The sequence below is a fragment of the Sphingobium lignivorans genome, from assembly GCF_014203955.1.
GTDB lineage: Bacteria > Pseudomonadota > Alphaproteobacteria > Sphingomonadales > Sphingomonadaceae > Sphingobium > Sphingobium lignivorans.
The window spans coordinates 3,787,936-3,802,314 of sequence record NZ_JACHKA010000001.1 but is presented as its reverse complement, the minus strand read 5'-3'; the positions used below and the strand labels follow the sequence as shown (position 1 = coordinate 3,802,314).

14 protein-coding genes are annotated in these 14,379 nt (G+C 66.3%); 6 read left to right on the top strand and 8 right to left on the bottom strand.

What is annotated here, in order from left to right; translation table 11 throughout:
- The first annotated feature begins 19 nt into the window (after positions 1-19).
- Together HNP60_RS17700 and HNP60_RS17695 are read left to right on the top strand one after the other, a co-directional pair.
- The gene (locus tag HNP60_RS17700; RefSeq protein ID WP_184156209.1) at positions 20-799 is read left to right on the top strand and encodes a class I SAM-dependent methyltransferase; all 780 of its coding nucleotides are present in this window, start codon (positions 20-22) and stop codon (positions 797-799) included.
- A 73-nt stretch (positions 800-872) separates the two neighbouring features.
- Entirely contained in the window at positions 873-1,742 is an 870-nt protein-coding gene (locus HNP60_RS17695; protein ID WP_184156208.1) for a pirin family protein, read from the top strand.
- Positions 1,743-1,788: 46 nt separating this feature from the next.
- Here HNP60_RS17695 and HNP60_RS17690 read toward each other — a convergent pair whose 3' ends face one another.
- The 8 genes from HNP60_RS17690 to HNP60_RS17655 form a co-directional block, all read right to left on the bottom strand.
- Positions 1,789-3,039, bottom strand: coding sequence for an MgtC/SapB family protein (locus HNP60_RS17690; RefSeq protein WP_184156207.1), 1,251 nt, complete (start codon positions 3,037-3,039; stop codon positions 1,789-1,791).
- A gap of 87 nt (positions 3,040-3,126) precedes the next feature.
- On the bottom strand, positions 3,127-3,501 hold the full coding sequence (locus HNP60_RS17685) for a DsrE family protein (RefSeq protein ID WP_184156206.1): 375 nt from the start codon (positions 3,499-3,501) through the stop codon (positions 3,127-3,129).
- Positions 3,498-4,256 carry a HesA/MoeB/ThiF family protein gene (locus HNP60_RS17680; protein ID WP_014077892.1) on the bottom strand — a complete coding sequence of 253 codons (759 nt, stop codon included), beginning with the start codon at positions 4,254-4,256 and terminating at the stop codon, positions 3,498-3,500. Before HNP60_RS17680 ends, HNP60_RS17685 begins: the two co-directional genes overlap by 4 nt.
- On the bottom strand, positions 4,256-4,648 hold the full coding sequence (locus HNP60_RS17675; protein ID WP_184156205.1) for a hypothetical protein: 393 nt from the start codon (positions 4,646-4,648) through the stop codon (positions 4,256-4,258). Before HNP60_RS17675 ends, HNP60_RS17680 begins: the two co-directional genes overlap by 1 nt.
- Positions 4,645-5,115, bottom strand: coding sequence for a dUTP diphosphatase (gene dut, locus HNP60_RS17670; protein ID WP_184156204.1), 471 nt, complete (start codon positions 5,113-5,115; stop codon positions 4,645-4,647). The genes HNP60_RS17675 and dut overlap by 4 nt, the downstream gene beginning before the upstream one ends.
- Complete coding sequence (coaBC, locus tag HNP60_RS17665) at positions 5,096-6,352, bottom strand: bifunctional phosphopantothenoylcysteine decarboxylase/phosphopantothenate--cysteine ligase CoaBC (protein WP_184156203.1); 1,257 nt, start codon at positions 6,350-6,352, stop codon at positions 5,096-5,098. The genes dut and coaBC overlap by 20 nt, the downstream gene beginning before the upstream one ends.
- A 460-nt stretch (positions 6,353-6,812) precedes the next feature.
- Positions 6,813-8,351, bottom strand: coding sequence for a 2-polyprenylphenol 6-hydroxylase (gene ubiB / locus HNP60_RS17660; protein ID WP_184156202.1), 1,539 nt, complete (start codon positions 8,349-8,351; stop codon positions 6,813-6,815).
- Positions 8,352-8,456: 105 nt separating this feature from the next.
- Positions 8,457-9,188, bottom strand: a complete 732-nt coding sequence (locus HNP60_RS17655; RefSeq protein WP_184156200.1) for a class I SAM-dependent methyltransferase — start codon at positions 9,186-9,188, stop codon at positions 8,457-8,459.
- Between the two features lie 353 nt (positions 9,189-9,541).
- Between HNP60_RS17655 and HNP60_RS17650 the strand changes: the two genes are divergently transcribed.
- The 4 genes from HNP60_RS17650 (at position 9,542) to fusA (ending at position 14,360) form a co-directional block, all read left to right on the top strand.
- The gene (locus tag HNP60_RS17650; RefSeq protein ID WP_184156198.1) at positions 9,542-10,861 is read left to right on the top strand and encodes a sensor histidine kinase; all 1,320 of its coding nucleotides are present in this window, start codon (positions 9,542-9,544) and stop codon (positions 10,859-10,861) included.
- 291 nt (positions 10,862-11,152) lie between these two features.
- Complete coding sequence (gene rpsL, locus HNP60_RS17645; RefSeq protein ID WP_014077884.1) at positions 11,153-11,524, top strand: 30S ribosomal protein S12; 372 nt, start codon at positions 11,153-11,155, stop codon at positions 11,522-11,524.
- Positions 11,525-11,539: 15 nt separating this feature from the next.
- Entirely contained in the window at positions 11,540-12,010 is a 471-nt protein-coding gene (rpsG, locus tag HNP60_RS17640) for a 30S ribosomal protein S7 (protein WP_014077883.1), read from the top strand.
- Positions 12,011-12,266: 256 nt separating this feature from the next.
- On the top strand, positions 12,267-14,360 hold the full coding sequence (gene fusA / locus HNP60_RS17635) for an elongation factor G (protein ID WP_014077882.1): 2,094 nt from the start codon (positions 12,267-12,269) through the stop codon (positions 14,358-14,360).
- The last annotated feature ends 19 nt before the right edge of the window (positions 14,361-14,379 follow it).

Genomic DNA, 14,379 nt, shown 5'->3' with positions numbered 1-14,379 from the left:
CGCTCGTGAGGAGGTATGATTGCTTCAGTTCCTTGGCATATTCGGGCTACTCTACCGTCGCCGTTCCGGGGCTTTCGGCGCTTACGAGCGACATCTCGACGGGATGCTGCGGCAAAATCCTCTTGATCGTGATCTTGCGTTCGCGCGGGCGATCGGCTCGGACAGCGTGGAGTTGTTCCGCCTGCAGGGAGACGGGCATGTGGCCGTGCTGCGCGAATATGGTCTGCGCGACGGCATGGCGGTGTTCGATCTTGGCTGCGGATGCGGCCGGACGGCCCAGGCGCTTGCTCGTTCCGGCTGGACGGGAAGATATACCGGTGCCGACGTCATTCCGCGCTTTGTGGCGGAGCTGAAACGAAAGTGTCCGGATTACGATGCCGTCGTTCATCATGCGCCGAGCATCCCGGCGCCGGACGCCACACTCGACCTGTTGTTTCACTGGTCCGTCTTCACGCATGTGAGCCCCGAGGAATGCTATCTCTACATGGCCGACACCTTCCGGGCGCTCAGGCCGGGCGGGCGCCTGATCTTTTCCTTCATGGAGCTGACCGAGCCGGAGCACCACCGCGTGTTCTTCAGCCGGGTCCGGCGCATGCAGAAGGTCGGGGCGCTGGAGCTTCCCGACACATTCCTGCATCGGGACTGGATTCGCTGGTGGGCCTCCGACATCGGCTTTGGCGAACCGGCCTTCACGGATGGTACGGATGCCAGTCGGCACCCGCCCTTCTGGCAGAGCCTCGTCGTCATGGAGAAGCCGCTCGTGCCTGCGACCGAGCCCCACATTGGCCGGCCTTCATAGTGGCGGCGAGCATACCCATATAGGCTTCTGCATGCGGCCGGCACGAGGATGCCGCCGCCTTGGAGACAGCGACATGATGAAGACGGTGCTTGGCCGCCACGGCAACAACCAGGGACACTGGGTGGGCGATGGCTTCCCGGTGCGCTCGCTCTTTTCCTACAATGGCCTTGGCCAGGCGATCAGCCCTTTCCTGCTGCTCGATTATGCCGGGCCGCACCTCTTCGAGCCGACAGGTGCGCGGCGCGGTGTCGGCGAACATCCCCATCGCGGTTTCGAGACCGTGACCATCGTCTATGACGGCGAGGTCGAGCATCGCGATTCAGCCGGCAATGGCGGGGTGATCGGCCCGGGCGACGTGCAATGGATGACGGCTGGCGGCGGCATCATCCATGAGGAATATCACTCGCCCGGCTTCGCGAAGGCAGGCGGCCCTTTCCGGGTGGTGCAGCTCTGGGTGAACCTGCCGGCGAAGGACAAGATGGCGCCCGGCGCCTATCAGGGCATCACGGCGGACATGATTCCCACCGTCGCGTTGCCCGAGGAGGCCGGAACGGCGCGCGTCATCGCCGGTGAACTGGCAGGTGCGAAAGGGCCAGCCCGGACCTTCACGCCCCTCAACGTCTGGGACGTGCGGCTGTCCGCCGGTGCGGACTTGACGCTCGACCTGCCCGAGGGACACACGGCGATGCTGGTGGTGCTTAGCGGCCATGTCACCGTGAACGGCGGCCAGCCGGTCGGCGAAGCGGAAGTGCTGCAGTTCAGCCGCGAAGGCACGCACATCGCAGTTTGCGCGGACGGCGACACGACCATGCTGGTGCTGACCGGCGAGCCCATCGAGGAACCGATTGTCGGTTACGGCCCCTTCGTGATGAACACGCGTGAGGAGATCGTGCAGGCGATCGACGACTTCAACAATGGCCGCTTCGTGACGCAGGCGGCCTGAAAGCACGGGGGGCATGGCGAACGTCATGCCCCCGATGCATCGGCCCCTATATCAGGCGATAGACCGCAAGCCCCGCCAGCGCCGCGCCGAGCGAGGCGAGCAAGGGCATGGCGGCGATCAGCCCGTTCCTGCCGCGCGTGATGACGAGCGGGAGAAGCCCCTTGAAAGCCGTGTTGGCGAGCACCGGCGCGGCGAGAACGAAGCCAGCCGTCGCGTCGTCCAGCGCCGCGCTTGGCATGCCGGACAGGGTGAGCACAGCCGCGTCCACGTCCATCATGCCCGTGAGCCCCAGCACGACGGCCACCCCCTGGTCGCCATAGGCCTCCAGCGCCCAGCGGGCGACAAGCGAGAGGATGGCGACGAGTGCTGCCAGCAACAGGGCCGGGCCGAAATCGAAGGGATTGCCTACCTTGACCGCCTGGCCGTCCCCCGTGTCCTGCCGCCGCCAGGCGACGAGGGCGAGCATGGCGGAGACCAGCAGCGCCGGCGCCATCGTCAGCGCGAGCGTGGGCAGGGCGCGGGGCACCAGTATCAGGGTGAGCAGCTGAACACGCACGAACATGACGATGGTGGCGATGGCGATGCCCGCCGTCAGCACGCCGCGCAGGGCGGGTTCCGCCCGCAGCCGCCGGGCATAGTCCGCAGTAACAGCGGTGGAGGAGACCAGTGCGCCGGTAAAGGCCATCACCAGGACGCCGCGATTCGCGCCGAACCGGCGCGTGGCGACATAGCCGACGAAGGAGAAGGCGGCGACCATCACCACCACCATCCAGATACGGCGAGGATTCCACGCGCCATAAGGGCCCAGGTCCGCGTCCGGCAGCAGCGGCAGGATGACCAGCGCGACGAGCGCGAAACGCGCGACGCCTTCGATCTCCCCTTCCGTCAGGCCACGCAGCAGCGCGTGCATGGAATGCCGTGCGCTCAGCAGCACGAAAGCGGCGCCCGCGCAGATGAGCGCGATGGTGGGCGAGAGCCGCGTGGCAGCCAGGCCGATGACGAAAGTGAGGATGCCGGCGATGGTGGTGGTCGCCGACAGCCTATCGTCGCTGATCCCCGAGCCGAAGCCGATCAGCAGCGCGCCCAGGACGCCGAGCGCGATCACGGCCGCGAGCAGATCCGGCATCAGGCCGGCAAGGCCGCCGACGAAGCCGATCAATCCGAAGGTCCGGAAGCCGGCCACCCGATGCCCCGGCGGAAGCAGGCGCTGGGTCCAGCCGCGCTCGAGCCCGATGAGCAGCCCCGCGGCCAGCGCTGCGATGAGGCCGGTCGCGAAAGAGGGAAGGGAGGCTGTCATGGCCGGGCTCTCATACATGGGGCATAGAGCATTTGCAGGCTGGCTGGAAACATCCGGCGTGGTCATGCCGTCGGCCGGGCGGCACCGTCAGAGCGCCATCAGCCTCATCTGGGGACCGGCCGCGGCCAGGAAGGCGACCGGACCGCTCAGCTCGATCCGCCGGTCGAGCTGGCGCGCGTCCATCCCCGCCATGGCGAGGCCGCTCTGGCACAGGCTGATCGTGACGCCGTCGTCGAGCGCGGCATCGAGCAGGCGAGCGAGCGAGGGTTCGCCCGCGGCCTGCCAGGCGGGGTCCTGCGGCGCGGTGACGGGCGGACGGAGCAGGGCGGCCGCTTCCCCTTGCAGGAAGATGCGTGCCTCGCTGCCGAGCGCGACTTCGGCGCGGGCCATGGCGAGCGCCGCGCGCAGGCGCACGGGATCCGCACTCACCACGACAAGAGCGAGGGGCGGGCGCCCGCTCATGCCGTGGCGAGCGTGGCAGGACAGGCCGGATCGCGCGGAATGGCAAGCTCCCGCAGGCGGCGGGAGAGCAGGTCGAACACGATCAGCTTCCCGGTCGCGCTCTGGCCGAAGGGCACCAGCGCGCGGATCACTTCGAGCGCCGCCATGGAGCCGATGATGCCGGTCAGCGCGCCGACGATGCCTTCCTCGGCGCAGGTGCGCGCGGGGTCCGTCGTCGTTTCGCCGACGAGGCAGCGATAGCAGGGCTGGCCCTCTTCCCAGCCGCGCCACACGCCGATCTGTCCCTCGAACTGGCCGACGGCAGCGGTGACGAGCGGGATGCGCAGCCGTGTCGCCGCATCCGAAACGGCGAGCCGCGTCTCGAAATTATCGCATCCGTCGAGGATGATGTCGGCCTCGCGCAGCAGGGTCGCGGCGTTGCCGGCATCGATCGCCGCATTGATGGGTATCACCCGGCAATCGGGATTGAGGCGATGGGCGGCCGTGGCAGCGGCCTCGGCCTTGGGCTGGCCGATGTCCTGGGTGTCGAACAGGACCTGTCGCTGGAGATTGGATAGCGAAACGGTATCGGGATCGATAACGCGCAGGGTGCCCACGCCCGCCGCCGCCAGATAGGCGATGACGGGACTGCCGATGCCACCCGCGCCAACGATCGCGACATGGGCTTCGCGCAGCCGGGCCTGCCCTGCGCCGCCGATCTCGCGCAGCACGATGTGGCGCGCATAGCGCTCAAGCTGTTCGTCGGTGAATCCCATCAGTCGGACCAGAGGAAACGCACCTGCGACTTCATCCATTGGGGCTCGGCGCTGCCGGAGGCGGGGAAGCTCGACTTCAGCCGCTCGGTCACGCGCTTGCCGATGAAATTGTCGATCTCTGCGCATTCCGAATTGACCGGCACCACCTTGAGCAGCGTGCCGTCGCCCGCCAGCAGGAAGAGCACGTCCACTTCGAGAAGCTGCGAGCCGCGCCAGTTCACGGCACTGTGACATTCGCCGCGCCTGTAGACCTTCTGGGCATCGAACGACCAGCGTGGCGAGAGGCTGCGTCCCTGCCAGTTCTCGATAACCGGCACAGTATCCAGTCGCGTCGGAACAGCGGGCATCTCGCTCGTGCTCGTAGCCAGCATCATCAGAAAAGCCGTGATCATGATGTCGCTCCTTCCATCCTGAAGCCCGTCGATCCGAAACCGCCCGCGCCGCGCGCGGTTTCATCCAGTACGTCCACTTCGACCATCCGCCCGGTCTGCACCGGGGCGACGACGAGCTGGGCGATGCGATCGCCCCGCCTGATCTCGAAAGGGGCCGCGCCGAGATTGATGAGGATCACCTTGAGTTCCCCCCGATAATCACTGTCGATCGTGCCGGGCGTGTTGGGAAGCGTGATGCCATGCTTCAGCGCAAGGCCCGAGCGCGGCCGGACCTGCACTTCATAGCCTGCGGGAATGGCGAGGGCGAGGCCCGTCGCGACCGCGTGGCGGGCCATGCTGTCGATCGTCACATCCTCGGCGGAGACGACGTCCATGCCAGCGGCGCCCTCCGTGGCATAGCCGGGCAGGGGCAGGCCCTCCCCATGGGGCAAGCGCTTCACTTCGATATCAACGGCCGGCAACGGCATCGGCGATCCTTTCGATGAGCCGCACGGCGACGGCGGTCTTGGGCATGTCCGGCCAGTCCTCGACGCCATCGGCGGTGACGATGTGGACGCTGTTGTGCGTCCCGCCCATCACGTCCCCGGAGACGTCGTTGGCCACGATCCAGTCGGCACCCTTGGCGGCGCGCTTGGCGCGGGCATGGTCGACGACATTCTCCGTCTCGGCGGCAAAGCCGATCAGCAGGCCCGGCCGGTCCGCACGGCCGGCGAGGCTGCGCAGGATGTCCGGATTCTCGGCAAGCGCGAGCGGCGCCGGTGCGCCGGTGCCGTCCTTCTTGAGCTTCTGCGACGCTTCGTCCGCGGCGCGCCAGTCGGCAACGGCCGCGACCATGATGGCGACATCAGCCGGCAGCGCCGCTTCCACGGCGGCCAGCATCTCGCGCGCCGTCTCCACATCAATGCGCTCGACGCCGCGGGGCGTGGGCAGGGAGACCGGCCCCGCCACGAGCGTCACGCGCGCGCCGGCCCGGGCCGCGGCGGCCGCGATGGCGAAGCCCTGCTGCCCGGACGAGCGATTGGCGATATAGCGCACCGGATCGATCGGCTCGTGCGTCGGCCCGGCGGTGACCAGCACATGGCGGCCATGCAGGGTCGGGCCGGACAGGTCCGGGGCGATGATGGTCCGGCTGGTGTCGGTGAGCAGCGGATGCGGCGCCGCGCCTTCCGCCAGCAGCCGCTCGATCTCGGTCGCGATCTCCACAGGCTCGGGCAGGCGGCCCTTGCCCCATTCATTGCAGGCCATGGCGCCCACGCCCGGCTCCATCACATGGATGCCGTCCGCGCGCAGGGTCTCGAGATTCCGCTGCGTCGCCCGGTGGTGCCACATGCGCACGTTCATCGCGGGGGCCACCAGCACCGGCTTGTCGGTGGCCAGCAGGACGGTGGTGGCGAGGTCGTCCGCAATGCCCGCCGCCATCTTCGCGAGGATATTCGCGGTGGCGGGCGCGACGACGATCAGGTCGGCCTCCCGGCTGAGCTGGATATGGCCGATCTCGCGCTCCTCCTTGAGATCGAACATGTCGCCATAGACATGGTCTTCGGTCAGCACGCCGAAGCTGAGCGGCGTGACGAACTGCGCGGCGCTTTCGGTAAGCACTGCGCGCACGGCAATCCCCTTGCCCTTGAGCAGGCGGACCAGCTCCAGAGCCTTGTAGGCAGCAATGCCGCCCGAGACGATGAGGAGAATGCGGCGTTGGGTCATGATGCGCTCCTCATGTAGCGCCGGATGAGAGCTCAACCAAGATCATGCCGTCTTCGTCTGGCCTGTGCCAGCAATAACAGGCGGCGCGTGATCGCTCGCACGCCGGTCCAACATGGCGCTGCATTCTGGAAGTTTACGAAGATGACGATACGTCCGCCTCATCTTCCGCTTCCTGTGAACTTTGCGGCACGGCCAATCAGGCGGACGCCAGAGCCTGTTCCGACAAGCCTGTGCAGCCTGACCGGACGATGGGACTTTTCCAATGAGAAACAGCCGTGCCTGTCCCTGTCGATGAGAACAGACGTCGGGCAGGGCTGCCATGGAAGTGGGGGTGTAGGACAGGGGAAAAGCGATGCTGATGGGACATGGCGGGCACGACCTCGCGCTCATCGCCCGAAACGACCAACCCCGCCGGCGCCTCGGGCTGCCATCCCGGCGGCCGGGAGATGCCGATGGCGCGTCATCCCAGCGCCCACATCGCGCCTGCACCGGCCGCCGCCGCGATGATCGCCACGCCGGCATAGCGCCAGAACCAGCCGGTCTTCACCTGCACGAGCCTGACCTCAGGCAGAGGGGGCGGGGGCGGGGCGCCACCAGGCTCGGGAAAGGCATCCTCCAGCCGGCGCACGAGGCCGGGCAGGCGCCGGATCGTGTCCATGGTCTCGTGAATCGAATCGGCGAGCTTCGCCTCGGGGCCAAGTTCGTCGCGCAGCCAGCTTTTCACATAGGGCCCGGAGACATCCCACATGTTGATGTCGGGATCGAGCATGGTCGCCACACCCTCCACCATCACCATGGTCTTCTGCAGCAGCAGCAGGTGGGGTTGGGTCTGCATGTCGAAATCGCGCGTGATGGCGAAGAGGCCATCCAGCATCTGCCCGACGGAAAGCTCGCTGACCGGCTTGCCCCGCATTGGTTCGCCAACCGCGCGCAGGGCGGTCGCGAACTCGCCGACATTGTGGTGCGCAGGCACATATTGCGCTTCGAAATGGATTTCGGCGACGCGCCGGTAATTGCCGGTGATGAGGCCGTAGAGGATCTCCGCCAGCCACAGGCGGGCGCGCCGGTCGATGCGCCCCATGATGCCGAAATCGATCGCGACGATGGCCCCGTCCGCCCGCACGAAGAGATTGCCCTGGTGCATGTCGGCATGGAAGAATCCATCCGCGATCGCCTGGCGCAGGAAGGTGTTGACCAGCCGCGCCGCGATGTCCTTCACGTCATGGCCGGCGGCGATCAGCGCCTCGCGATTGCTGATCTTGATGCCGTCGATCCATTCGAGCGTCATCACACGGCCGTTGGTGCGGTCCCAGTCGATGGCGGGGACCAAATAGCCCGGAACGGCAGCCATGGCCTCGGCAAGCTCGGACGCGGAGGCGGCCTCGCGCCGCAGGTCGAGCTCGCGCGCGGTCCAGCGCTTGAGGTTCGCGACGACGAGGCGCGGACGCAGCCGGGCGATCTCGCCACCGAACTGCTCAAGATGGGCCGCCGCCCATTCATAAGTGTCGATGTCGCGGGCGAATCGCTCCCGGATTCCGGGACGCAGCACCTTGACCGCCACGGTGCGCCCGTCGGTCGTCACTGCCTTGTGCACCTGCGCGATGGACGCCGCGCCGACCGGATGCTCGTCGATGCTTGCATAGATCGCGTCGATCGGTCGTCCGAAGTTCGCTTCGATCTCGCGCCGGATGGCCTCGAACGGGAGGGGCGGCAGCGTGTCCTGCAGGCTCAGCAGATCGGTCGCGGCGGCTTCGCCGACGAGGTCCGGCCGAGTCGCGAGCGACTGGCCGAGCTTGATGGCAGCCGGCCCGATCGCCTGGAAGGCCTCGCCATAGCGGGGCTGCTGCGGCGCCCAGGTCAGCAGGCTGGCCAGCCGGGCGAACCGGCGAACCGACGGGGGGGCATTGCGGTCCCGCGCGATCCCGCGCAGCGCGCCGCGCCGCGCGAGCGTGAAGCCCCATTTGCCGAGGCGCCAGAGATGCGTGACGTGGGACGTCATTTCACCGCACTCCACGGGGCCGTAGTGAAGCGGACGGGGCGGCCCGGCCGGTGCGCGAGGGAGCCCTTCGACACGCTCAGGGCCAACGGAATTTTCATCGCCCGATCAGACCTTCCAGCCGGAATGGATCGCGACGAGGCCGCCAAGGATCGGCTCGGCCTTCACCTGCACGAATCCGGCATCGCCGATCATGGCGGCGAAGCGCGGCATGTCCGGGAAGCGACGGATTGATTCGATCAGGTAGCGATAGCTCTCCTCGTCGCCCGCGATCATCTTGCCCAGCTTCGGCACGAGCCGGTGCGAATAGGCATCATAGATGTCCGCGAAGCCGGGCCAGGTCGTGCTCGAGAATTCGAGGCAGAAGAAACGCCCGCCATAGCGCAGCACCCGATGCGCCTCGCGCAGCGCGGCGGGGATGTCCGTCACGTTGCGGATGCCGAAGGCGATCGTATAGGCATCGAAGACCCGGTCATCGAAGGTCAGCGTCTCGGCATTCTGCGGCTGCCATGTCAGCCCTTCCAGGCCGCGCTTCTTCGCGCGGGCCATGCCGACATCGAGCATGTCCTCATTGATGTCGCTCACCGTCACCCGGGCGCCGCGCGCGGCCATGCGGAAGGCGATGTCGCCGGTGCCGCTCGCCATGTCGAGGATCGTTTCGCCTTCGCGCGGCTTCACCCGCCGGACGAACTGGTCCTTCCACAGCCGGTGCATGCCGCCCGACATGGCATCGTTCATGATGTCGTAGTTCTTGGCGACATTGGAGAAGACGCCGCCCACCAGCTTCGTCTTTTCCTCGGGGGCCACCTCGCGATAGCCGAAGGAGACAGTCTCGGTCATGGTGCCGGCCTCTAGCGGTTCTGGGTGCGGCTGCAAAGGGCGCGCGCAGGAAGGGATGTGGCCGGATGGTAAGCAAGTGTTGCCGCCCGCTTTGCCGCCCAGCGAGTCGATTGACTTGCCGCGCGTTCGATGACAGCGTCACGCCATGGCCAGGGCCATTCTTGCCATGATGACGACCGACACTGTCCGGCGGATCGCGTGACCGGGGCTTTCAGGAGAAGTGCGGGCGTCTCGCGCGGCTTGCGCGCCATTGTCGGGAAGCGCCATGCGCGAAGCGACGCTCGCTACGTCGGGCGGGACGGCCTGCTGCGGATGGCAGCCGGAAGCCTCAATTTTTCAAGGCAGAGTTGTTGATGGAACTGCCGCATCATCGCGCGCTCGTCGGTCTGCTGCGCTCGCGGCGCCTGGTGGCTTATGTCGCCTTGCTGTTCATCATCATCGGGACGGTGCAGGTGGGTGCGAGCCTGCTTTTCTATCATGCGATCGACAGGCAGACGCTGCGCGAGGATCATGCCCGCCGGGTCGCGGAGCTGCTGGTGGTCAGTGATCGCGTGCATCGCATCGCGCCCGAGCAGGTCGGCGCGATCATGACCAGCAAGCATCTGGAAGTGCGGCTCGCTGCCGCGCCCATGGTGCGCGAGCAGGACAGGGTCGAGGAGATCGAGGAGATCGTCCGGCAGATCCTGGCCTGGGAGCCGGTGCTCGCCCGCCGGCAACTGATGCTCGCGCGGGAGCGGCGCGCCGGCGGGCGAGTCGATCTTGTGGGGTCGATGCTGCTCTCGGGCGATGTCTGGCTCAATTTCCGCTCGCGGGACATCTCCTCCACATGGCCGATCGCGCTGCGGGCGACGATCCTGACGCTCTGCACCACCTTTCTTTCCCTGGCCGGCGGGCTCATCGGCCTGCGCATGCTGACCTCTCCGCTGCGCAGGCTCTCCGAGGCCGCCACCGCGATCGCGCAGGGCCAGCTCGTTCCGGTGAAGGAAAGCGGTCCGGCGGACCTGCGCAAGCTCGCGCGATCGATGAACGACATGCAGGCGCGCATCAGCGGCCTCGTCCACGAGCAGGCGCGCTCCTTCGAGGCGATCAGCCATGATCTGCGCACGCCGCTCGCGCGCATGAAAGTGGCGGCGGACTTCGTGGATGACAGCGACATTGCCCGGCTGGTGGGCGCGAGCGCCGACGAGATGGAAGCGATGCTGATGTCGCTCCAGCAATATCTGCGCGCGCAGCACCTGACCGCCGAGCCCGAGCCGGTGGATCTCAACGCCGCGGTTCGCGACCTGCTGGAGGGCATGGAAGGCGAGATCAGCCTTGATGCGCCGGACAGCGCCGAAACCATGACCTATCGCGAGCCCCTGCTGCTGGCGCTCGGGCCCCTGATCGAGAATGCCGTCCATCATGGCAACCGGGCAAGCGTGACGATCCGCCAGACGGATGGCCGCTGGCAGATCGAGGTGGCGGATGACGGCCCCGGCATCGCGGAAGAGCATTTCGCACGCATCCTGGACCCGTTCTTCCGCATCGACGATGCCCGCGCGCGGGACACGGCGGGCTTTGGCCTTGGCATCCCGACAGCGCACAGCCTCCTGCAGCGATTCGGCGGCACGCTGGCCTTCGCCAATGCGCCGGGCGGCGGCCTCGTCGTGACCCTCGGTGTGCCCGGACCCTGAGGGGCGCGCCGGAGTCCGAGCTGCCGGCCGCCCCGATGCGGCCGCGCTTGACCGAGCGCCGAGCCGCCGCTATAGGGCCGCCTGCCTCTCGGCCTGGAACCCGAGCTTTTCCGAAGATTCGGTGACGCGTCGCTCGAGGCAAGCAGAGCTTGAACATTGCCTATGCTCTTGCGGGGCCAGGGGGTCATGCTGACCACCGGGTCCCTTGTCGTTTGAAGGCTGGCCTCGGTCCGCCTGCTTTCGTCACAGGGTTTCGCGGACGGCAAAGTAACTGAAAAGGTGAAGGGCTTCATGCCAACGATCAACCAGCTGGTCCGCAAGGGCCGCGAACCGCAGAAGGCCAAGAGCAAGGTCCCTGCGATGGAGCAGAACCCGCAGAAGCGCGGCGTCTGCACCCGTGTTTACACCACGACCCCGAAGAAGCCGAACTCGGCTCTCCGCAAGGTCTGCAAGGTGCGTCTCACCAACCAGCGTGAGGTCATCAGCTACATCCCCGGTGAAGGCCACAACCTTCAGGAGCACAGCGTCGTGCTGATCCGCGGCGGCCGTGTGCGCGACCTTCCCGGTGTGCGCTACCATGTGCTGCGCGGCGTGCTCGATACGCAGGGCGTCAAGGACCGCAAGCAGAGCCGTTCGAAGTACGGCGCGAAGCGGCCGAAGTAAGGGAGACACAGAACCATGTCACGTCGTCGTCGCCCTGAAAAGCGCATCATCCTGCCCGATCCCAAGTTCGGCGATCAGGTCCTTTCCAAATTCATGAACAACATCATGCTGGACGGCAAGAAGGCCGTTGCCGAATCGATCGTCTATGGCGCTCTCGACTCTGTCGAGGCGCGCGCCAAGAAGGATCCGATTCAGCTCTTCCATGATGCGCTCAACAATGTGAAGCCGGGCATCGAAGTCCGCAGCCGCCGCGTCGGCGGTGCGACCTACCAGGTCCCGGTGGAAGTGCGCCCCGAGCGCGCCCAGGCGCTGGCCATCCGCTGGCTCATCAATGCGGCGCGCAGCCGCAGCGAAACCACCATGGCTGCCCGTCTTTCCGGCGAGCTGATGGATGCCGCGAACAATCGCGGCAATGCCGTCAAGAAGCGCGAGGACACGCACCGCATGGCGGAAGCGAACCGCGCCTTCTCGCATTACCGCTGGTAAGCACTATATATTGGAGGCCGGGCATCGAGAGATCGGTGCCCGGCTATCCGAATGTCTGGCGGACCTTCTCCGCCGTTCGTCCTGATCTCTCGCCCAACCTGCCGGGGCGGCGTATCGATGGACTTGAGCGAACAGGCTCTCCGAGAGAGGTCTGACGTCGCTCAGCCCCTACTCAGGACGAACGGATTGCGTTATGGGCGCGCCGAATCCTTAACGATCCCAAACCGCCGGACCGTCCGGCAACGGAGTGAATATCATGGCCCGCAGCCACCCGCTCGAGCGTTATCGCAATTTCGGTATCATGGCGCATATCGACGCCGGCAAGACGACGACGACCGAGCGCATCCTCTATTACACGGGCAAGTCCTACAAGATCGGCGAAGTCCATGACGGCGCCGCCACGATGGACTGGATGGAGCAGGAGCAGGAGCGTGGCATCACGATCACCTCGGCTGCGACCACCTGTCTGTGGAAGGCAGATGAGGGCAAGGGCCCCGAGCATCGCCTGAACATCATCGACACCCCCGGCCACGTGGACTTCACCATCGAGGTGGAGCGCTCGCTGCGCGTGCTCGACGGCGCGGTTGCCGCGTTCGACGGCGTTGCCGGCGTTGAGCCGCAGTCGGAGACGGTGTGGCGTCAGGCTGACAAGTACGGCGTGCCCCGGATGTGCTTCATCAACAAGCTCGACCGTACCGGTGCCAATTTCTATTACTGCGTGCAGACGATCATCGATCGCCTCGGCGCGACCCCGGCTGTGCTGTATTTGCCCATCGGTGCGGAATCGGAGTTCAAGGGTCTCGTCGACCTCGTGAACGACCGCGCGATCATCTGGAAGGATGAGAATCTGGGCGCTGAGTTCTTCTACGAAGAAATCCCGGCCGACCTCGCCGACAAGGCAGCCGAATATCGCGAGAAGCTGATCGAGCTTGCTGTCGAGCAGGACGATGCCGCGATGGAAGCCTATCTCGAGGGCAACCTGCCCGACGTTGCGACGCTCAAGAAGCTGATCCGCAAGGGCACGCTGAACCAGAGCTTCGTGCCGGTGCTTTGCGGTTCCGCCTTCAAGAACAAGGGCGTGCAGGCGCTGCTCGACGCGGTCGTCGACTATCTGCCCAGCCCGCTGGACATCGAGGACGTGCAGGGCATCAACCCCGACACGGAAGAGCCGGACAGCCGCGCGACCAGCGATGATGCGCCGTTCTCGGGCCTCGCGTTCAAGATCATGAACGACCCGTTCGTCGGTTCGCTCACCTTCCTGCGCGTCTATTCGGGCACGCTGACCAAGGGCACGTACCTGAACTCGGTCAAGGACAAGAAGGAAAAGATCGGCCGCATGCTCCTCATGCATGCGAACAGCCGCGAGGACATCGATACGGCTTATGCGGGCGACATCGTCGCGCTGGCTGGCATGAAGGAAACGACGACCGGTGACACGCTGTGCGCCGAGCGTCAGCCGATCATCCTGGAGCGCATGGAGTTCCCCGAGCCGGTCATCGAGCTGTCCGTGGAGCCCAAGACCAAGGCCGACCAGGAGAAGATGGGCGTCGCGCTCAATCGTCTGGCCGCCGAGGATCCGTCCTTCCGCGTCTCCACCGACCACGAGTCGGGCCAGACGATCATCAAGGGCATGGGCGAGCTTCACCTCGAAATTCTGGTCGACCGCATGAAGCGGGAGTTCAAGGTCGAGGCGAATGTCGGTGCGCCGCAGGTGGCCTATCGCGAGTATCTCAAGAAGGCCGTCGACGTCGACTACACGCACAAGAAGCAGTCGGGCGGTACCGGCCAGTTCGGCCGCATCAAGGTGAAGGTCACGCCGGGCGAGCGCGGTGCGGGCATCATCTTCAAGGATGAGATCAAGGGCGGTAATATTCCCAAGGAATATATCCCCGCGATCGAGAAGGGTATGCGCGAGACGGCGGCCACGGGTTCGCTCATCGGCTTCCCGATCATCGACTTCGAGATCAACCTGTATGACGGCGCCTATCACGACGTCGACTCGTCGGCCCTGGCGTTCGAAATCACGGGTCGCGGCGCGATGCGTGAAGTCGCGCAGAAGGCCGGCATCACGCTGCTCGAGCCGGTGATGAAGGTCGAGGTGGTGACGCCTGAGGAGTATCTGGGCGACGTCATCGGCGACATGAACTCGCGTCGTGGTCAGATCCAGGGCACCGACAGCCGCGGCAATGCGCAGGTCGTCGAAGCCATGGTCCCGCTGGCCAACATGTTCGGCTATGTGAACTCGCTCCGCTCGTTCACCCAGGGCCGTGCGAACTATTCCATGCAGTTCTCGCACTATGACGAAGTGCCGCAGAACGTGGCTGACGAAGTGAAGGCGAAGCTCGCCTGAGCCGGCAGTTTCAGGCTGG